Source organism: Klebsiella sp. RC2 (assembly GCF_014192815.1).
GTDB classification, from domain to species: Bacteria; Pseudomonadota; Gammaproteobacteria; order Enterobacterales; family Enterobacteriaceae; genus Klebsiella; species Klebsiella variicola.
On sequence record NZ_JACHYL010000008.1, the window covers coordinates 217266 to 237586 of the forward strand.

A 20321-nucleotide genomic window follows, 5' to 3' on the forward strand; every position below is an offset into this window, starting at 1 on the left:
TTACACCAGTCGGGTCGTGTGCCAGGCCGCCTTGTCGGTGACCGTGTGATAGGGCGGGCGCTGCAGAGCGTAGGCCATGGTCATGGCATCGAGCATCGACCACAGGATGTCGAGCTTAAACTGTAGGATCTCCAGCATCCGGTTCTGTTTTTCAGCGCTGTCACAGTAGGTCTTCGCCAGCGCCAGACCATGCTCAACGTCGCGGTTAGCCTGGCTCAGACGACTGCGGAAGTAAAAATAGCCTTCCTCTTTGATCCACGGATAGTGCTGCGGCCAGCTGTCGAGGCGAGACTGATGGATCTGTGGGGCGAACAGCTCGGTCAGGGAGCTGCAGGCCGCCTCCTGCCAGCAGGCGCGACGAGCGAAATTAAGATAGGCATCCACCGCGAAGCGCACGCCGGGCAGCACGTGACGCTCGCTGAGCAGGTCGTCGCGGCTCAAACCGACCGCTTCCCCCAGCCGCAGCCAGGCTTCAATCCCGCCATCTTCGCCGTGGCTACCGTCGTGGTCGAGGATCCGCTGCACCCATTTGCGCCGGGTCTGCGCATCCGGGCAGTTGGCCATAATCGCCGCGTCTTTCAGCGGAATGGTGGTCTGGTAATAAAACCGGTTCGCCACCCAACCCTGAATTTGCTCGCGGGTCGCTTCGCCGTTATGCATGGCGATGTGGTAAGGGTGGTGAATATGGTAGAAGGCGCCTTTAGCCCGCAGAGCCTCTTCAAAGGCCTGCGGCGACAGCGTGTCGGTGATCAGCATGCGGTATCCTGAAGGGTGATTGCCATCCCGTCCCAGCTCACTTCAATCCCCTGTTGCGTTAGCGCCTGGCGCTGGGGAGACTGCTCGTTAAGGATCGGGTTGGTGTTATTAATATGAATGAGAATTTTGCGTTTTGCCGGCAGGGAGGCCAGCAGGGCCATCATCCCGTGCTCATCGCTGAGCGCCAGGTGTCCCATATCACGGCCGGTATTGCGCCCGACGCCGGCGGCCTGCAGCTCGTCATCCTGCCAGACGGTGCCATCGATCAGCAGACAGTCCGCTTTTTGCAGCCACGGCAGAAGGGCTTCATCCGGCTCACCCAGCCCCGGGGCATAGAACAGCGTCTGCCCGTTGCGGCGGTTTTCGATAAACAGCGCCACGTTATGGCCCGGCAGCGGCCGGTCGCGATACGGCGAATAGGGCGGCGCGTTGCTGGCGATAGGCACGGCGGTAAACTGCAAATCAGGGCAGGCGTCAACGGTAAAAGGCTGCTGCGGGGCGATGGGATGATGCACCAGGCCGCCGTTCCAGTGTCGCAGCATGGTAAACACCGGGAAGCCGGTAGAGAGATCCTCATGAACCTCCGGCGTGCACCACACCTGGTGCGGGCAGCCTTCGCGCAGGCTCAGCAACCCGGTGGTGTGGTCGATCTGGCTGTCGGTGAGAATAATGCCGCCGATAGACGTCCCGCGCAGTACGCCGGGTTTATTTAACTCGGGGGTATGGGCAATCTGCTGGCTGATATCCGGCGAGGCATTGCACAGCACCCACTCTTTGCCGTTATCGCTGACGATGATCGACGACTGGGTGCGGGCGCTGGCCTGAATGGTGCCGTTGCGCAGACCCTGACAGTTGGCGCAGTTGCAGTTCCATTGCGGGAAACCGCCGCCGGCGGCGGAGCCGAGGACTTTAATGAACATGAAGACGGACCGGGTAATGAATGAAGGTGCCCGCGCGAACGGCGGGCGGGGCGATTAACGGTTAGAAATGTACAGCGTCACTTCCAGACCGAGACGTAAATCGATAAAAGCAGGTTTCTTCCACATGTTTTGTTCCTCTTAAAAATGACGACAGGCCTCACGGATAATGCTGGATCTGTGACGGCCGCCGCATATTGCGCTTCACCGGGAGAGAGATCAACCCGGAATCTGTAAGGAATTAACTTTATGTTTACAATATAACCTATTGTTGCCAAACCTTTTTTAATACCCGCAGCCAGTTGTTCCACAGCAGCTTATCCAGCACCAATTGATCATAGCCATTGTCCCGCAAGGCATTGATAAGCCGCGGTAAGCCGGCCACATCGCCCAGCTCGTCGGGCAGGGTGATGCCGTCAAAATCCGAGCCGAGAGCCACATGATCCTCACCCATTATGTTAATAAGATAGTCGATATGCCGGACAATGGTGGTTATGGGCGTGTCGCTGTCGCGCCGTCCGTCGGCGCGCAGGAAAGCATTGCCGAAATTGACGCCCACTACGCCTCCGCTGTCGCGGATCGCCCGCAGTTGCCGGTCGGTCAGATTGCGTGGCTGTGGGCACAGGGCGTGGGCATTAGAGTGGGTGGCCACCAGTGGGGCGGTGGAGTGGTGGGCGGTATCCCAAAAGGCCTGTTCATTCATGTGCGAAACATCGATCTGCATCTTCAGGGCGTTGGCCTGAGCGATGAGCGCAATGCCCTCGCGAGTGAGACCCGGCCCGCTGTCCGGGCTGCCGGGAAAGGCGCCGGTGACCCCGCAGCCGAAGCGATTGGCGATGTTCCAGAACGGACCAATGCTGCGCACCCCGGCGCGATAAAAGGCCTGCAGATCTTCGCCTTGCGCGTCGAACCCGCCAGCACCTTCGATGTGCGCCACCATCGCCAGCGTGTTATCCTGGCGACAGCGTTCGATATCCGCCGCGCTCAGGCACAGCCGCGCGCGACTGGCGTCATGGGCGCAAATCGCCTTGAGGATAGCCAACTGCTGCCAGAGGATCGCCAGCGGATCCCACGCCTCGCTGGCGTACTGCGGCGCCACGCGGGCGATATACTCCTGCGGCGGCACAAAGAGGGCGAACAGGCCGCCGGCCAGCCCGCCCTGGCGGATACGCGGATAGTCGAGATGGCCGTTTTCTATCCCGGCAAAGAAGGCGCTTACCGGATCCTCACGATGGTGAAGCCAGAGATTCAGCAGCAGGTCATTGTGACCATCAAAAATCGCCATAGCGGGTACCTGCGTTCTTAAGTGGTGAAAAATGCCTGCCACGGTAACGGATTTATCTCCTGGGGCAAGCATAAATTCACATGCCCGCAACAATTGCCAACCTCGACTCTGTATCACACTGTATCTCGCGGCGCAGCGCTGACATTAAGAGATAAAAATGGCCCCGGTCGGGCACATGGCGGATACAAATTTCCGCTTTACTGGTCACGTACTCTCTTGATGATGATAAAAGGTGAGAAAGTGATGAACAGATTATCCCTGATCCGCTATACCAGCGCCGCGGCGCTGGGGTTATCCACCCTGTGGTCCGCTGCCGTTTGCGCCGCGGAAGACGCGGGGGCGTTCGACAAGATCCACCAGATCCGCGCCGGCGACCTGAATATAGGCTACGTGGATATCGGCCCGCGCGACGGCCAGCCGGTGATCCTGCTGCACGGCTGGCCCTACGATATTCAGAGCTATGCTCAGGTGGCGCCGGCTTTAGCGCAGAAGGGTTACCGGGTCATTGTGCCGTATCTGCGCGGCTACGGCACGACCCGTTTCCTCTCCGCCAGCACGCCGCGTAACGGTCAGCCGTCGGCGATGGCGGCCGATATTGTCCATCTGATGGACGCCCTGAACATCAGGCAGGCGGATCTGGCCGGCTTTGACTGGGGCGCGCGCACGGCGGATATCGTCGCCGCGCTGTGGCCGCAGCGGGTGAAATCCCTGGTCTCGGTGAGCGGGTATCTGATCAGCAGTCAGCAGATTGGCGAAAAACCGCTGCCGCCGCAGGCGGAGCTGTCGTGGTGGTATCAGTTCTATTTTGCCACCCCGCGCGGCGAAGCCGGTTACCGGCAGAACACCCACGACTTTGCGAAATTTATCTGGCATCAGGCGTCGCCGCAGTGGAAATTCAGCGACGCGACTTTTGCCAGAACCGCCCGGGCGCTGGATAACCCGGACCACGTGGCGATCACCATCAGCAACTACCGCTGGCGCCTGGGGCTGGAGAAGGGGGAAGCGAAGTATGCCGGCTATGAACAACGGCTGGCGGCGCTACCGCCGATAACCGTGCCCACCATCACCCTTGAAGGGGCGAATAACGGCGCGCCGCATCCGGCTCCCGCCAGCTACCGGGCTAAATTTACCGGAAAATATGAACACCGGGATCTGCAGGGGGCGGTGGGCCATAATCCGCCGCAGGAGGACCCGGCAGACTTTGTCCAGGCGGTGGTGGACGCCGACCGTTTGTAATCCGCGCCTTGCCGGCGGCGCGACGTTGCGCTTCCGGCAACACGGCTTATGCTTGTGAAGAGTTTATTTTGCCGCAGGAGCACCCTTTGGAGCGTATTGACCACATCCTGGTCGTCGATGACGACCGCGATATTCGGGAACTGATTGTCGACTATCTGGAAAAATCGGGATATCGCGCCAGCGGCGCGGCGAACGGCAAAGCCATGTGGTCGGTGCTCAAAAATCATCAAATTGACCTGATTGTGCTGGATATCATGATGCCGGGCGAGGACGGCTTAACGCTCTGCCGCCAGCTGCGCGCCAACCCGCAGCAGGATATTCCGGTGCTGATGCTCACCGCCCGCACCGACGACAGCGACCGGATCCTCGGACTGGAAATGGGGGCTGACGATTATCTGATTAAACCCTTTGTGGCCCGCGAACTGCTGGCGCGCATCAAAGCCATTTTACGCCGCACCCGGGCGCTGCCGCCCAATCTGCAGATCACCGAGGCGGGCAGGCTGATCGCCTTTGGCGACTGGCTGCTCGACACTGCCGCCCGCCACCTGCTGGATGACAGCGGCGCCATCGTCGCCCTCAGCGGGGCGGAGTATCGGCTGCTGCGGGTGTTTCTCGACCACCCCCAGCGGGTGCTGAACCGCGATCAGCTGCTGAATCTGACCCAGGGACGCGACGCGGAACTGTTTGAGCGGTCAATTGACCTGCTGGTGAGCCGACTGCGCCAGCGGCTACGGGAGGATGCCCGCGAGCCGGCCTACATTAAAACGGTGCGCAGCGAAGGCTATGTGCTGTCGGTGCCGGTCTCCATCCGCGAGAGGCATGAATGAGGTTCTGGCCCGCCTCGCTGCAGTCGAGGCTGATAGCGCTGCTGTTTCTGGCGCTGCTGCTGGCGAATACTTTAACCCTGTCGCTGCTGTTTTATGAGCGCATGAGCAGCGCTCGCAGCGTGATGCTGGGCAATCTGGCTTCCGATGTCGCCACCAGCGTGGCGATCCTTGACCGCCTGCCGGCCGCTGAGCGCCCGCAATGGCTGCCGAAGCTGGCGCGCGGCAATTATCGCTATCTGCTGGACTCCGGCGAGCGCGGCGACTACCCGGACAGCTGGCGCGCCCGGGACGCAGCCCGCTCCCTGCAGGAGGTGCTGAGTGCGCAGTATCCGGTAAGTATTGTGACGATCCCCGGCCCGCGGCAGCATATTCAGGCCCATATTACCCTCCACGACGGTACCCCGTTGACTCTCGATCTGTGGCCGAAGCTACCGGCCATCGCCCGCTGGCTGCCGGTGGTGCTGATCGCTCAGTTTGTTCTCCTGCTGGCCTGCGCCTGGTATGCCGTTCGCCAGGTGTTGCTGCCCATCACTCGCTTTACCCGCGCAGTGGACGCCCTTGAACCGGCCAGCGACACGGCGGGAACCATGGCCGAGCAGGGGCCGGAAGAGGTCCGCCGTGCCGCTCGCGCGTTTAACGCGATGCAGGCGCGCATCCACGACCATCTGCAGGAGCGGGCGCGGATCCTCGCCGCTATCTCCCACGATCTGCAAACCCCGATCACCCGAATGAAGCTGCGGGTGGAGATGGCCGACCAGCCGGAACTACGCGATAAGCTGCTGCAGGATCTCGACAATATGACCCGCCTGGTGCGGGAGGGCATCGCCTTCGCCCGCACCTCGCAGCCGCTGGCGGAGGCGCGCCAGCGGCTGAACCTTGACGCCTTTCTCGACACCATCGTCTGCGATTATGCCGATGTCGGCCGGCCGGTGCGTTTTTGCCCGGAGGAGACCGCCGGGGTGGTGTCGATCCCACCGCAGGCCCTGCGCCGGGTGATGACTAACCTTATCGATAATGGGTTGAAATTCGGCACCACGGTCACGGTAACTCTGACCCGCGACGCCGCCGGGGATGTCACCCTCCATGTACTGGATGAGGGGCCGGGGATCCCGGAGGCCGCGCTACAGGCGGTGCTGCAGCCGTTTTATCGCCTGGAGGACTCGCGCAATCGCGATACCGGCGGCACCGGTCTGGGGCTGGCGATCGCTGCGCAGCTGGTCAGCCAGATGAACGGCGCACTGCGCCTGGCCAACCGCCCGCAGGGCGGCCTGGACGCCAGCGTTCGCCTTGCCGCGGCGGGATTGTATCCTGCTGTATCTCCGGCGCAGACGGATAATTAAGCCGACAATTCTCCCCCTTTCCCGACACATTCGCCTTACATGGCCTTGCGGTAATGTCGTGGCTGCCACTCCCGGCAGCGACGACATAATGAGGAGAAGGCGATGTCGATATTCATTGCATTTTTGGGCGGAATGTTAACCCTGCTGAGCCCCTGTACGCTGCCGGTGATCCCGCTGCTGTTCGCCAGCGTCCGGGGCCGCCGGGGGCAGCTGGCAATTATGCTGGCTGGAATGGCGCTGATGTTCGGCGCGGTTTCGTGGCTGGTGACGGTCGCCAGCGGCTGGGTGGTGAATCTGACCCTCGCAGGCCGCGGCCTGGCGCTGGCGTTCTTCGCCCTGGTCGGGCTGAGCCTGCTTTCGCAGCGCGTCGCGCAGCGGCTGACCTCACCCCTGGTGGCGCTGGGAAATCAGCTTAACAACGCCAGCTCACGCCAGCGCGGCTGGATCGGATCGCTGCTGGCCGGGCTGGCGGTGGGCCTGCTGTGGGCCCCGTGCGCCGGGCCGGTACTGGGGGCGATACTCAGCCTGGGCTTTGTGCATCCGGGCCAGGCGACCACTGGCGGGTTGCTGCTGGCTTACGGCAGCGGCGGGGCGCTGATGTTATTCCTGCTGGGGTGGTGCGGCGCGGCGTTGATTGCCCGTCTGCGTCGTGGGCTGGCGTTCGGCGAACGGCTGCGCCGGCTGGCGGGGGTGGCGATGCTGGCCTCGGTGGCGCTGATCGCCAGCGGCGGCGATCGCTATCTGCAAAGTGCGGGAGGCTGGAGTCAGGCGCTGGAGCAGCGGCTGGCCGCCCGTCTGCCGCAGCCGGAGCAAAAGACCATCCTCCAGCCGATCGCCGCGCCGCAGCCCAGCAGCGCGATGCCCTCCCTGGCGGGAGGCAGCGCGTGGCTCAACAGCCCGGCGTTAACTCCGGAGCGTCTGAAGGGCAAAGTGGTGCTGGTGGATTTCTGGACCCGGGAGTGCATCAACTGTCAGCATACCCTGCCTTACGTGCGCGACTGGGCGAACAAATACCGCGCGGCCGGGCTGGTGGTGATTGGCGTCCATACCCCGGAATATCCCTGGGAGCGTTCGCTGCCGCTGCTGCGCCAGGCGGTGAAGGACGGGCGGATAACCTACCCGGTGGTGGCGGATAATGAGTACGCCATCTGGAATGCCTTCGGCAATCAGTACTGGCCGGCGCATTACATTTTCGACGCTCGCGGACAGTTGCGTTATACCGCCTTCGGCGAAGGGGATTATGCCCGCCAGGAGCAGGTGATCCAGCAACTGCTGCAGGAGAACAAAGCCTGACCCGCGGCGTAGGCGTCTGGCGGACGGATCCCTCCAGCCCTTATACCTGTTGCCGGGCGGCGCTGCGCTTGCCCGGCCTACAGGAGCGCGCAGGGAGAATGTCGGCCCGGTAATGCGCAGCCGCCACCGGGCATTGAAGCGGGAACGGCGCTGGATGCCCATTGCCGGTGACTGCCGGGCGGTTCCCTCTCCCTTCAGGGAGAGGGTTAGGGTGAGGGTGAATGGAAGTAGCGTGACACCGTCACATCTCGACCCACCCCTGCAGGGCCTCGGTCATCAGTTCGCCGAGCAGCGCCACGGCGGCGGAATGCTGTCCCTCGCGCGGGGTTTGTTGCAGGTTAACGGCCAGGCTACCTGGCGATGGCAGCAGCCCGGCGACGGTGCGCAGGTTGCCGGGCATGCCGATACGGGTGCGTATCGTCAGCCCCAGGCCAGCCTGTACCGCCGCCCAGATGCCGTTCAGACTGTGGCTGACGAATACCACCTGCCAGGGGATCCCCGCGGCATCGAGACAGGCGATAGCGCGGGAGCGCATCAGGCACGGGCTGTCGAACATCACCAGCGGCAGCGGATCGCCGGAGGACAGCAGTGCACCAATATCCAGGTCAGGATGCGCAATCCACGCCAGCGGGCAGCGGCCCATCCCGGGACCCTGATCTTCGGTTTGCCACAGCAGCGCCAGATCCAGCACCTCTTCCGCCAGCGCCTGGCGCAGCGGACCATTGCGATCCACCCTGGCGACTATCCGCACCTGCGGATGATGCCGTTTAAATTGCCCCAGGATCCCCGGCATCAGCGATTCGCCAAAATCTTCCTGCATACCAAGGTGGATCTCGCCGGTGAGTCGCTCGCCCTGCAGCGCGCGCAGGGTTTCATCATTGAGCGCCAGCAGTCGTCTGGCGTAGCTCATCAGCTTTTCGCCTTCCGCGGTGAGCACCAGATGCCGCCCCTGTTTGGCCACCAGCGCCGTACCGCACTGGCTCTCCAGCTTTTTAAGCTGGGCGCTGACGGCGGAAGTGGAACGCGACAGGCGCAGCGCTGCCTGGGCGAAGCTGCCGCACTCCATGCCGGTCACAAAGCTGCGCAGGGCGTCGAGATCCAGCCCCGGTAAGCGTTTCTCCATCATCATCCTCATTTTCAGGATGTTCATCCTGAACGTTGTTATTCTCGGGATAGTACTGTGGCATCGCGAAAGGCAGGCGTCAACGGGCCCAGCGACCAGCCAGGGAGCAGAGAACGTCAGTGGCGCGGAAAGAAATAAAAAAGCCGATAAGGAGATTATCGGCTTATTGCAGGTAAGGCTGACAGCGGGGCGGCAGGCGCCGCCCGCTAGGGCAGGTTATTGCGCCAGCAGCTCCTGAGCGGTGCGTTCCACCAGGTTAAGCAGCACCTTCACGTCATCCAGCGTCACCACCGGGTTCAGCAGGGTCAGCTTCAGGCAGGTGACACCGTTATGCTCGGTCACGCCAACGTTAGCGCGGCCGGAAGCCAGCAGGGCATCGCCGACGCGCTGGTTGAGCAGCGCGATAGCCGCCGCGTCGCTCTGCGCCATCTGCGCCGGACGGGAACGGAACAGCACGCTCGCCAGCTGCGGCTGCATCACCAGCTCCAGCGTCGGCTGCGACTTCACGTACTCCGCCACGTTTTTCGCCATCGTGACGCCGTGATCGATGATCGCCGCATACTGTTTCTGGCCCAGCGCTTCCAGACCCATCCACAGCTTCAGCGCATCGAAGCGACGGGTGGTCTGCAGCGACTTAGACACCAGGTTCGGTACGCCGTGTTCTTCATCGAACTCGGAGTTCAGATAGGCCGCCTGATAACGCATCAGCTCGTAATGGCGCGCGTCCTTCAGCAGGAAGGCGCCGCAGCTGATGGTCTGGAAGAACTGCTTGTGGAAGTCCAGGGTAACGGAATCCACCAGCTCCAGACCGTCAAGGTAGTCACGATACTGCTCAGACAGCAGCAGCGCGCCGCCCCAGGCTGCGTCAACGTGCAGCCAGATCTGATGTTCCGCGGCGATACCGGCGATGTCGCGCAGCGGGTCGATAGCCCCCGCGTCGGTGGTGCCGGCGGTGGCGACGATCGCCATGATCTGCTCGCCGTTAGCCTGCGCTTGCGCAATCTTCGCTTTCAGATCGGACACGTCCATCCGCGCGAATTCGTCGGTTTTCACCAGCGTGACCGAGCGGTAGCCGAGGCCCATCAGCGCCATGTTCTTCTGCACCGAGAAGTGGGCGTTTTCCGAGCACAATACTTTGTACTTGCGGATATCCCCCGGCAGCCCATCCTGCTGGATGGAGTGCCCCTGACGGGCGAAGAAGGCGTCGCGCGCCAGCATCAGGCCCATCAGGTTGCTCTGGGTGCCGCCGCTGGTGAAGACGCCGGCGTCGCCAGCCGGATAACCGACCCGGGCGCGCAGCCATTCGATCAGCTTCATCTCAATGATGGTTGCTGACGGGCTCTGGTCCCAGGAGTCCATGCTCTGGTTGGTGGCGTTGATCAACACTTCCGCCGCCTGGCTAATTACCAGGCTCGGGCAGTGCAGGTGCGCCACGCACTGCGGGTGATGCACCGACAGGCTGTCTTTCAGGAAGTACTCGATCGCACGATCAATCGCCGCCTGGTTACCCAAACCCTGTTCGTTAAATTCAAGGGAGATACGCTCACGCAGCTCGTCAACGCTTTTCCCCTGATACATCTCAGGTTGCTTCAGCCACTGCACAACGGCCTGGCTGGTCTGCTCGATAACCTGCTGATAGGCTTCAACGCTCTGCGCTGAACCAGCAAGAATCGGATTCAATGTGGACATGGTGGTCACTGACTCCACTCAGACCGGCTTTACGCCGGCGGCCAGCAGGGCCTGTTCGAATTTGTCGAGGAACACATCCAGTTCCGCGTTGCTGATCAGCAGGGACGGCAGCAGACGCAGCACGCAGCCGTGACGACCACCGCGCTCCAGAATCAGGCCCGCTTCGAAGCATTTCTTCTGCAGCAGGGCAGAGAGTTCGCCGTCAGCCGGGTAGCAGCCCATGTGATCCTGCGCTTCGTTCGGCTTGACGATTTCGATACCGATCATCAGACCGAGACCGCGTACGTGGCCAATGACCGGGTAGCGCTTCTGCAGCTCGGCCAGTTTGCCTTTCAGCCACTCGCCCTGGGCAGCGACTTTGTCGGCAATCTTGTTGTCGCGCAGGTGACGCAGGGTGGTCAGACCGGTAGCCATCGCCAGCTGGTTGCCGCGGAAGGTGCCGGTGTGGTGACCCGGTTCCCAGGCGTCGAACTGTTTTTTAATGCCCAGCACCGCCAGCGGCAGACCGCCACCGACCGCTTTCGACATCACGATGATGTCCGGCTGGATACCGGCGTGCTCGAAGGCGAAGAATTTACCGGTACGGGCAAAGCCAGCCTGCACTTCATCGACGATCAGCAGAATGCCATGCTCTTCGGTCACTTTGCGGATGCGCTGCAGCCACTCGACCGGCGCCGGGTTCACGCCGCCTTCACCCTGCACGGCTTCGAGGATCACCGCCGCCGGTTTACGGACGCCGCTCTCCACGTCGTTGATCAGGTTTTCGAAGTAGTAGGTCAGGGCTTTCACGCCGGCTTCGCCGCCGATGCCCAGCGGGCAACGATACAGGTGCGGGTAAGGCATGAACTGGACTTCCGGCATCATGCCGTTAACCGCCGCTTTCGGCGACAGGTTGCCAGTGACGGACAGCGCGCCATGGGTCATCCCGTGATAGCCGCCGGAGAAGCTGATCACCGCCGTACGGCCAGTGTATTTTTTCGCCAGTTTCAGCGCGGCTTCCACGGCGTCAGCGCCGGAAGGACCGGTGAACTGCAGGCAATACTCTTTCCCTTCGCCCGGCAGGCAAGAGAGCAGGTATTCGGAGAAACGATCTTTTAACGGGGTAGTCAGATCGAGGGTATGTAACGGCAAGCCGCTGGTAATGACACTTTGGATGCTCTGCAATACATCAGGGTGGTTGTGGCCCAGAGCGAGAGTACCGGCGCCCGCGAGGCAGTCCAGGTACTGTTTGTTATCCGCATCCGTCAGCCACACGCCTTCAGCTTTAGTGATAGCCAGCGGTAACTTACGCGGGTAACTCCTGACATTCGATTCGAATTCGGCCTGACGGGCCAAAAAGGTTTCGTTGTTTGCGTCTAATAAATCGGCACGTAAAGTATCAATACGGACTTTATCCGTCATCATATCACTCCCACAACCAGCATTGCGGTTGAACGCTGGTTGAATAATTGGTCTAAGGAATTGAATTGGCATTCATAAAGCGCGCACAATATATGGCTTTTTAAATCCGCATTCAACGTTTTATTGATTGCGCTATTTTGACGTTATTCTTACCGGGGCAATAATTAACGTAACCTGCTGAATTATAATAGAACAACTGCGTGTCACGATAACCCTTTAAAGTGTAATTATTAGTGAGAAAGTCTCTATATTTTTATTGCCGCTGCGTTAAAACGCTGACGGAATGCCTTCCGTCAGCGATAGCAAGTCTCAATGCAGTTCCACCGCATAATTTGTTAAAGGTGTGACTTTTTTCACCAACTTATTGTTATATAAAAACTGTTCATAAGCTTCGTAGCGCGGTTTATCCAGCGCCGCCGGATCGGTGGCGAACAGCGGCACGGTTTGCAGCCACGCCTGGTGGTTGAGTTCGGTTTTCAGCTCCGGGTGGGCGGCGGCAAACGCCTCCCAGCTCTCCTGCGGATGGGCGCGCAGATAGCTCACTCCGGCCTGCAGGGCGGTGAGGAATTTACGGATCTTGGCCTCATGAATCGCGTCGCGATGGGCGACAATCACCAGCTCGTCATAGGCCGGCACGCCGTAATCTTCGACGTTCATCACTACCGGCGTTTTGCCCTGCAGCTTCAGCTCCTGTGCTTCTATATTACGGTAGCCGCCGATGACCGCGTCCACCTGGCCCGCCAGCAGGGCGCTGGTCAGTTGGAAATTGACGTTAACCAGTTTGATACTGGCCGGATCGATACCCGCGTGTTGCGCCATGGTCGACAGGGTGGCCTGCTCAATGCCGCTGACCGAATAGCCCACCTTCTTACCTTGCAGATCTGCCGGAGTTTTGATCTGCTTGTTGAGAGCGATCACCGTGTTCAGCGGCGAGTTAATCAGGGTCCCAACGCGCACCAGCGGTAACCCTTCGTCAGCGAAGAAGTGCACCTGCGGCTGGTAGGTGATGGCCAGATCCGCCTGACGGGCGGCCACCATGCGGGGAGGCAGCGCGGGATCGGAGGGAGGGACAATCTTGACGTCCAGCCCCTGAGCCTTAAAGGCGCCGATCTGCTCGGCCACCATAATCGGCGCATGGTCGGGGTTAATGTACCAGTCCAGCACCAGCGTCAGCGGTTCATTGGCCAGCGCGTGGCCGCTGACCAGGGCCGTCAGGGATGCCCCGGCGAAAAGCGACTTTTTCATCTGTTTTCCTTTATTACTTCATCTTTATTCCGGTGACCAGTCGATCAGCCGGTGTAGCAGGGTATCTACCGCCAGCCACAGCAGGAGGGTCAGTAGCACTAAAATAAACAGCGCGGCGAAGCAGATATCGGTTTGCAGCCGCGCATTGGCATTGAGCATGACGTAGCCCAGCCCCTCAGCGGAGCCGACCCATTCGCCGATAATCGCGCCGATGGGCGCCACCGCCGCCGCCATCCGCAGGCCCGAGCCCAGCGCAGGCAGGGCAGCCATCAGGCGGACATGCCGCAGCTGAGCGCCGAAGGAGGCGTTCATGCTGCGCGCCAGATCGAGATACTCCTGGTTGACCCGTCGCAAGCCATCAAAGAAGGCGGAAGTCACTGGAAAGAAAATCACCAGCACGGCCATTGCCACTTTGGCGCTCATGCCAAAGCCCAGCCACAGCACCAGCAGCGGGGCGAGGGCAAAGACCGGGATCGCCTGACTGGTGAGGACCAGCGGCATCAGCCAGCGCTGCAGACGCGGAGAGAGGATCATACCCAGCGCCAGGGTGACACCGAGCGTCACGCCCAGCGCCAGGCCGCTCAGGATCTCACTGAGCGTGATAAGCGTGTTCCAGCCGAGATAGGCGCGATTAACCCACAGCGCCTCGGCGACCGCCATCGGGGAGGGTAAAAGAAAGTGAGGAATGCCGCTGCGGCTGGCCAGACCCCAGAGGATCATTAGGCCGCAGAACACCATACCTCCCCGCCAGAGACGTCCGGTCATGGATGGGCCCTCATCAGTTGCTGCAGCAGGGCGGCCTGGCTAATCAAGAGATCGGGCGCGTCCGGCGCGCGCGGAGGTGTGCCGGCAAGGTGATGGCTGTCATCGATGTCGCCGTCTGCCGCCGAGAGGACCAGCAGGCGGTGGCTCAGCCGGCAGGCCTCCTGCGGATCGTGGGTGATCAGCACCACCGTGCGACCAGCCAGCAGGGTGGCGGCCAGAGTTTGAATGCGCGTGCGGGTGAGGGTATCCAGCGCCGAGAAAGGCTCATCCATCAGCACGATGGGGCGGTCCTCATACAGGGTGCGGGCCAGCGCGGCGCGCTGACGCATGCCGCCGGAGAGGGTTGCCGGCCGGGCGTCGGCCCAGGACGAGAGCTCCACCTGCTCAAGCAGGGCGGCGACCCGGGCACGATCGACTTTTTCACCGCGCAGCCGCGCGCCGAGGGCGACGTTGTCCCGGACGCTCAGCCAGGGGTAGAGCAGATCTTTCTGCCCCATCCACGCCAGACGGCCCTGAATCGGTTGCCCATCGCTGGCGACCACTTCTCCCCGGGTGGCGGGCGCCAGACCGGCCATCACCCGCAGCAGGCTGGTTTTGCCGGCCCCGCTGGCGCCGAGGAGCGACACCCACTGCCCGCCGGGGACCGTAAACGACAGGTTGTCGAACAGCCGGCGGTCGCCGAAATGCAGGCTCAGGCCACGGACCTCGATACCCGGCGCCGTCACGCCCGGGTCTCCGCTGTCGCGTTGAGGCCCATCTGCCAGAACTGCGCCTCAAGGCGGGTGGCGGTGGTGAAAATCTCGCTCAGCTCAGTGATCCGGGCCTCGCTCCCGCGCTGCTGCCATACCGTTTCCAGCAGCGCCAGCGCGGCATTGACGCCGTGCAGATAGCCTTCATCGCCATAGTTGCGGATCCACGAGGCGTAGGGGTTATCGTCCAGTCGGGTGGCGGGATGCTGCAGCAGGCCGAGACCGATTTCCGCATAACCGGCCACGCAGGGCATCAGCGCGACCAGCAGATCCAGCGCGTCACCCGAGTGGCCAATATCCAGCACGTAGCGGGTATAGTTAATGGTTTCCGGCGCTTCAGGCTGGGTAGCCATCTCCTGCTCGCTAATGCCCCACTGAGCGCAGTAACCGACGTGCAGCGGCAGTTCGTTGAGGATGGCGTTCATTGAGGCGGCCGCGGCCCGCATCTCCGGCAGCGTGCGCAGTTTACTCACCAGCAGCGCATAGCTGCGGGCAAAGTGGATCAGAAACAGATAATCCTGGGTCAGGTAGCGACGAAATGCGCTTTCCGCCAGGGTGCCCTCGGCAAGCTGCTGGACGAAAGGATGCGCCACATAGTGCTGCCAGTCAGCGGCGGCCAGCTGGCGTAAACGGCCATAAAGACCATGGCTAAACGCGGGAATTATCACAGGACCTCCAGATATTCAGGGGAGATCCGGGCGTGCAGGGGTGTGAACAGGCAATGGCGGTAATGCAGGCAAAATTGCCGACCCGTCCCTTCGCTGGCATGACCCAGATCAGGTTCAAAGGGTTCGGCTTGCGCCATCTCAGCCCTCACGGGACACCCCTCGGTAGCGCTATGTTATACGATATTCACCTTTTGAATACAATCACCGCGCTGCCCTGTATCGCGATGGCATTTTTCTGTGATAGCCAGCACTTTTTCGTTTAAAAATACCCGAAAAACAGGCGACTGCGCGTTGGTGAGCATTATTCTCATACGTTATATTTTCATTACCCCGTCGCGTTAATACTGTTCGTGAGGCGTGTCGTGCGTCCCCAAAGCCCCGGAGTAAGCATGAAATTCCTGTTGTCCGCACTGGCGGTCGCGGGCCATTAATCAGTCATTCATCCACCATGATAACCCTTTGATGTCCCTATTTCGCGCTACCGCTATCAGGGCGACGACGTGGTCACGGCGCAAACCTCCCTGGGCCTTCACCCCGCGCTGGATCCTGCAGGGATTCGTTGGCGCGGGGGGCGCGGCGCGCACGCCAGCGGAACAGTCAGAGGTGGCATGGGGGGCCGGTTTTCGTTACCTGATTGCACGGCAGTACGGTTTGCGTACCGGGATTGACGTGGCGTTCAGTGAGCATGAGCAGGCGGTCTATTGCAATGTCGGTTCGGGTTTATAACTACACATGAGAATAACAATGAGAGCATCCGGAACGGTGTTAACGCTGCTGTTGGCGGCCTGTGGCGCGTCGGCCGCGGAGCAGAGCGAGAGCGACAGCTATTTTCCGATATGGGGAGATGAGGCACGCGCCCGGGGGTATTCGATCCCGTTACCCTACGGCGTCAACCTGAGCTATATGAATATCCGTCAGGATATCATGGTCGACAGTATTACCTTTTCCGGGCTTAAGCTGGGCAACCATCCCATTCCCAGCGATATGTTCGCCATCGATGCCGGGCACACCCGCGAGAAGAGCAAAACCGAAAACCTGCGCCTCGATATGTGGGTCTTTCCGTTTCTCAACGTTTACGGGCTGGTGGGGCATACCCGCGGGTCGTCTGTCTCCCAGGTCTCCGTGGATTCGGATCCTTCGCAGTTTCGCGGTCTGGATCGGGTGATCGCCGGCGCGGTTCACCAGCTTTATCAGAGCGGAAAACTGCAGAATATTGATTTTACGCTTGATTTCAAAGGAACCACCTGGGGAACCGGCTTTACGCTCGCCGGGGGATACGGCAACTGGTTCGGGTTAGTAGACACTAACTACACCCGTACCGATTTCGATATTCTCGACGGCAGCATCTCGGCGGTCACCGTCTCGCCGCGCGTCGGCTACCGCTTCAGTTTTCAGGGGATCGACGGGCCGTCCCACCTCAGCCTGTGGGTCGGGAGCATGTATCAGGACGTGCAGCAGGAGTTTAAAGGCGATCTGGCCGACCTGCATATGCCGCCAGAGCTTCAGCCCCTGATTGCCGCAGTCAATAAAGACGGCGAGGGGAAATTCGACGTCAAGCAGAAGCTAACCTCACCCTGGAATATGCTGATTGGCGCCCAGTATGAAGTCACCAAAAACTTTAACGTGCTGACTGAATTTGGTTTTAACGAGCGCAATAGCTTCTTTGTCTCCGGTGAATACCGTTTTTAACTAAAACTGCTGGCGTCATCTGCCGGTAAGATGCGCGCTCTTTTGTTGTTGTGGAGAGGCTGTTGATGCGTAAAGCCTTATGGCTGCTGTTTGCACTGTCGCTGCCGGCGCTGGCGCAGGATCCGGTGCTGCCCGCTGTGACGGCGATCCATCCGGTGCCCACCCTGGGTGAGCTGCCGCCGCCGGAGTCGCTGCGACCGTGCTGCGCTTTTGGTTACGACCTGCACGTGCGCGCGGTGGGCATCCCGATCCCGGTATACCAGATTGGCAATGTGCTGACCCTGGATACGCTGGGCAAGCACCATTACAACGATAGCGCGTTCGGGGCGGTGAAAAACCTGCTGGGGCTCAGCGAGGAGCAGAACGGGCTCATCTATACCCGTCGCGGCGGGTTTATTGATATCGCCCATGTGCGCGATACGGCGGACTACACCTTCTATCTGTTCAATCGTATTGCGCCGACGCTGGGCCAGGCGGGGCGGATCTTCTACAGTGAAGAGCTGGGCGTACGCCGCGTTCAGCTGAATGCCTTTACGCCGCCGGCGGGCGTCAGGCAGCGCTATCAGCTGGCCGCCTGGCTGGCGGGTCATCTGGCCTTCGAAATTGCCCAATGGCATGAGATTGCCCAGTGGTATGGCTTCCAGTCGGTCCCCGGGTTTTCTGAGGAGATCTCCGCTTTTTCGCCGGAGGATCTCTACTCCAATTTACTCGGCGCCAGGCTGGCGATTAACGTGATCCTCAGCGGCCACGGTGGTTCGCTGGAAGACTATAACCAGGCCATGGATACGGCGCTGAAACAGGCGCTGACCCGACTGATGGTGGCGACGAGAGGGGAGACGGAAGCGATGTTTCAGCGGATCGACGGCGACTGGTGGAACAGTCACCGGCGGGTGCCGGATAAGTTTCTGGTGCTGAAACGTAACTACGATCTGCAGGAAAATCGGCTGCCGACGCCGGTCCCTTTCGAAACCCTGCCGCCGTATCGCCTGACCATGCCGGAGCAGGTTGGGGGGTTCCGCTTACGCGACCTCGGCGAACTGCAGATCTACCCAGGGCATGATATGCAGGCGCTGCCGGTTCCCGCGCAATACTATGGCGCCGGCGCGTTCCAGGCGCTGGCGGATAGCGCACGTGAGGCGGATAAGACCCAGCTGGCACGAATTGAAAAATAGCCATAAAGGCTCAGGGCGAGCGCCCTGAGCCAGTGAGTTAGCGGAAGTCGACCCAGCAGGCGCCGTTGTCGGCAGACCGTACGCAGTTTTCCACCCAGCGCACGCCGAACGCGCCGGCGCGAGCGTCCGGATACCAGAAGTCGGCCAGCAGCGCTTCGTCGCGACGGTCGGCGGCATCCATGGCGATGGCGAAACGGCGATAGAGATTCGACCATGCCTCAAACAGTCCCTCCGGATGGCCGCCGCCGATGCGGTCATCCTGACGCGCCAGCGGATCGAGATAGTCCATGCCGCGCTCGAGGATACGCACCGGCTCGCCCTGGATTTCATAGCGCAACTGGTTGGGCTGTTCATCCCACCATTCGAGACTGGCTTTTTCACCGACGATACGCACCTTTTGTCCGTGCATGGAGCCGCAGTTAACGGCGGAGCTCCACAGCGAGCCAACGGCGCCGTTGTCATACTCCATCAGCACATGGGCGTTATCTTCCAGCGGCGCGCGGCTTTTGACGAAGCTTTGTCTGGCGCACATCAGCCGGGTGATGTTCAGCTGCGGAGCCATGGTTTCAACCAGAAACAGTGGATGAGTGGCCAGGTCGCCCAGAACATAGCTGGGGCCGACAAAGCGAGGATCGACCCGCCAACGCGTACTGGCGTTTTCCAGCTCCACCGGCTGGGCGTGAAAACCGTGGGCAAACTGCATATTGACGATACGGATGTCGCCCAGCAGCCCGTCGGCGATCATCTGTCGGGCCTGCAGGATCAGCTGGTGGCCGGCATAGCCGTAGGTCACCCCGATGATCTTGTGCTGCCGCTGGCTGAGCGCCACCAGTTCGTCAGCTTCCTCGCTGCTGAAGCACAGCGGCTTTTCGCACACCACGTGCAGCCCGGCCTCCAGCGCCGCCCGGCAGATGGCATAATGGGTGTTATTTGGTGTAGCAATCGACACCGCCTGAATGCCGTCCGGACGCTCCGCTTCACCGCGGAACAGGCTCTGGTAGTCGGCGTAACAGCGGTCGGGATCCACCCCCAGCTGTTGGCCGAACTGGCGTCCGCGTTCGGCATCAATATCAAAGGCGCCGGCCAGCAGCGTAAAGGTGTTATCACGCAGCGCCGCTGAGCGGTGAATATAGCCGATCTGGCTGCTGCCGCCGCCGCCGACCATGCCCCAGCGCAGGGTGCGATCGAGAGGTTTTAAACCGTTAATCATGTTGCGTCTCCTGTCAGAATCCCACGTCGCGCAGATAGCGCAGACTTTCCGTGACCGCCTGCAGGCTGCCTGCGGCATGGCGCGGATCACGCTCTTGTTCAATGGTTATCCAGCCCTGATATCCTCGGCGGGCGAGAAAGTCTTTGATGGCCGGATAGTCAATGGCGCCGCTGCCGAGCGGGCACATTACCCCTTCGGCGCAGGCGGTGAAAAAGTCGATGCCCTCGGCGAGGGCGCGCTGGTAAACCTGCGGATCCACATCCTTGAAGTGCAGGTAGTCGAGTCGTGCGTAATAGCGATCCAGCCAGTCGAGCGGATCCATACCGGCGTAGTAGAGATGCCCGGTATCCAGACACAATCCCGCGACGTCGTGTGGAATATCGTTCGCCAGCCGCTCGATTTCATCCGCAAATTCGATGCAGCCCCCGGCGTGGGGATGGATAACCGCCCGCACACCGTACTCCTGCCAGGCGAGGGTGCTGAGGGCGGTAATGTGCGCCATCATGCGCTGCCAGTCTTTGTCATCAAGACGTGGAGCGAGCGCGCCGCGCCCGGCAAAGCGCGCCCGTTCAGGGTTGCCGAAATCAATAATCACCAGGTAAGGCGGCTGAACAGGATGCCCTGGCGTGGGTTCGGCGGCCGGAACCTGCGACAGATTGCGGCAGATCTGATGGGTCAGCGCCACCAGGGTGGGGAAATGGGCCTCGCTGACCAGATCGTCAAAGATCGTACCGGCCACCAGCGACAACTGATGCTGCTCCAGCGCCGCGCGCAGGCTGGCCGGGTCGGTGGGCAGGTAGCCCCAGGGCCCCAGCTCAATGCTGCGATAGCCGGCCTGCGCCGCCTCCTTCAGCACGGTAGCCCAGGCGGGAAGGTCAGGGTTTTTCGGGTCATCCACGCCCCAGCTGCAGGGGGCATTGGCGATTGAGAGTGTCATGTTGGCTTCCTTTTTACAC

General features: G+C 61.3%; 19 protein-coding genes, 1 pseudogene and 1 riboswitch. Of the genes and pseudogenes, 7 read left to right on the forward strand and 13 right to left on the reverse strand.

Annotated elements, in window-relative coordinates:
* From pqqC to FHW76_RS22975, 4 genes are all read right to left on the reverse strand, one after another.
* Positions 1-756: a pyrroloquinoline-quinone synthase PqqC gene (gene pqqC, locus FHW76_RS22960; RefSeq protein ID WP_008804780.1), complete on the reverse strand. Its 756-nt coding sequence runs from the start codon at positions 754-756 to the stop codon at positions 1-3.
* Entirely contained in the window at positions 750-1676 is a 927-nt protein-coding gene (gene pqqB, locus FHW76_RS22965; protein WP_008804781.1) for a pyrroloquinoline quinone biosynthesis protein PqqB, read from the reverse strand. The genes pqqC and pqqB overlap by 7 nt, the downstream gene beginning before the upstream one ends.
* Before the next feature lie 54 nt (positions 1677-1730).
* Positions 1731-1802 (reverse strand): pyrroloquinoline quinone precursor peptide PqqA, encoded by a 72-nt coding sequence (pqqA, locus tag FHW76_RS22970; RefSeq protein WP_002905689.1) that lies wholly within the window; start codon positions 1800-1802, stop codon positions 1731-1733.
* Between the two features lie 136 nt (positions 1803-1938).
* Positions 1939-2958, reverse strand: a complete 1020-nt coding sequence (locus FHW76_RS22975; RefSeq protein WP_183477030.1) for a dipeptidase — start codon at positions 2956-2958, stop codon at positions 1939-1941.
* 243 nt (positions 2959-3201) lie between these two features.
* Here FHW76_RS22975 and FHW76_RS22980 point away from each other — a divergent pair, with 243 nt between their 5' ends.
* The 4 genes from FHW76_RS22980 (at position 3202) to FHW76_RS22995 (ending at position 7654) form a co-directional block, all read left to right on the forward strand.
* Complete coding sequence (locus FHW76_RS22980) at positions 3202-4194, forward strand: alpha/beta fold hydrolase (RefSeq protein ID WP_023322671.1); 993 nt, start codon at positions 3202-3204, stop codon at positions 4192-4194.
* Positions 4195-4280: 86 nt separating this feature from the next.
* Entirely contained in the window at positions 4281-5021 is a 741-nt protein-coding gene (locus FHW76_RS22985) for a response regulator (protein WP_004180014.1), read from the forward strand.
* Positions 5018-6361, forward strand: a complete 1344-nt coding sequence (locus FHW76_RS22990; protein WP_072124753.1) for a HAMP domain-containing sensor histidine kinase — start codon at positions 5018-5020, stop codon at positions 6359-6361. Before FHW76_RS22985 ends, FHW76_RS22990 begins: the two co-directional genes overlap by 4 nt.
* Positions 6362-6463: 102 nt before the next feature.
* A complete protein-coding gene (locus FHW76_RS22995; protein ID WP_023322669.1) occupies positions 6464-7654 on the forward strand; it encodes a cytochrome c biogenesis protein/redoxin in 1191 nt (396 codons plus the stop codon).
* Between the two features lie 241 nt (positions 7655-7895).
* Here FHW76_RS22995 and FHW76_RS23000 read toward each other — a convergent pair whose 3' ends face one another.
* The 7 genes from FHW76_RS23000 to tenA form a co-directional block, all read right to left on the reverse strand.
* The gene (locus FHW76_RS23000) at positions 7896-8789 is read right to left on the reverse strand and encodes a LysR substrate-binding domain-containing protein (protein WP_040968543.1); all 894 of its coding nucleotides are present in this window, start codon (positions 8787-8789) and stop codon (positions 7896-7898) included.
* Positions 8790-8993: 204 nt separating this feature from the next.
* Entirely contained in the window at positions 8994-10475 is a 1482-nt protein-coding gene (locus tag FHW76_RS23005; protein ID WP_162493254.1) for an aspartate aminotransferase family protein, read from the reverse strand.
* 9 nt (positions 10476-10484) lie between these two features.
* Positions 10485-11870, reverse strand: coding sequence for a diaminobutyrate--2-oxoglutarate transaminase (locus FHW76_RS23010; protein ID WP_008804788.1), 1386 nt, complete (start codon positions 11868-11870; stop codon positions 10485-10487).
* Positions 11871-12176: 306 nt separating this feature from the next.
* Complete coding sequence (locus FHW76_RS23015) at positions 12177-13112, reverse strand: ABC transporter substrate-binding protein (RefSeq protein ID WP_012968147.1); 936 nt, start codon at positions 13110-13112, stop codon at positions 12177-12179.
* A 24-nt stretch (positions 13113-13136) separates the two neighbouring features.
* Positions 13137-13877: an ABC transporter permease gene (locus FHW76_RS23020; RefSeq protein WP_016161102.1), complete on the reverse strand. Its 741-nt coding sequence runs from the start codon at positions 13875-13877 to the stop codon at positions 13137-13139.
* A complete protein-coding gene (locus tag FHW76_RS23025) occupies positions 13874-14602 on the reverse strand; it encodes an ABC transporter ATP-binding protein (RefSeq protein WP_012968149.1) in 729 nt (242 codons plus the stop codon). Before FHW76_RS23025 ends, FHW76_RS23020 begins: the two co-directional genes overlap by 4 nt.
* Positions 14599-15294: a thiaminase II gene (tenA, locus tag FHW76_RS23030; protein ID WP_012968150.1), complete on the reverse strand. Its 696-nt coding sequence runs from the start codon at positions 15292-15294 to the stop codon at positions 14599-14601. Before tenA ends, FHW76_RS23025 begins: the two co-directional genes overlap by 4 nt.
* Before the next feature lie 68 nt (positions 15295-15362).
* Positions 15363-15464: riboswitch (TPP riboswitch) on the reverse strand.
* 300 nt (positions 15465-15764) lie between these two features.
* Here tenA and FHW76_RS23035 point away from each other — a divergent pair.
* The 3 genes and pseudogenes from FHW76_RS23035 to FHW76_RS23045 form a co-directional block, all read left to right on the forward strand.
* Positions 15765-16020, forward strand: a pseudogene (locus tag FHW76_RS23035) (glyceraldehyde-3-phosphate dehydrogenase); the annotation flags it as partial.
* Between the two features lie 18 nt (positions 16021-16038).
* Entirely contained in the window at positions 16039-16983 is a 945-nt protein-coding gene (locus tag FHW76_RS23040; RefSeq protein ID WP_012968151.1) for a hypothetical protein, read from the forward strand.
* Positions 16984-17048: 65 nt separating this feature from the next.
* A complete protein-coding gene (locus FHW76_RS23045) occupies positions 17049-18155 on the forward strand; it encodes a DUF4056 domain-containing protein (RefSeq protein ID WP_023340192.1) in 1107 nt (368 codons plus the stop codon).
* 37 nt (positions 18156-18192) lie between these two features.
* Here FHW76_RS23045 and FHW76_RS23050 read toward each other — a convergent pair whose 3' ends face one another.
* Together FHW76_RS23050 and FHW76_RS23055 are read right to left on the reverse strand one after the other, a co-directional pair.
* Positions 18193-19365 (reverse strand): Gfo/Idh/MocA family protein, encoded by a 1173-nt coding sequence (locus FHW76_RS23050; protein ID WP_040968540.1) that lies wholly within the window; start codon positions 19363-19365, stop codon positions 18193-18195.
* Between the two features lie 13 nt (positions 19366-19378).
* Positions 19379-20302 (reverse strand): TIM barrel protein, encoded by a 924-nt coding sequence (locus FHW76_RS23055; protein ID WP_100675554.1) that lies wholly within the window; start codon positions 20300-20302, stop codon positions 19379-19381.
* Positions 20303-20321 lie beyond the last annotated feature (19 nt).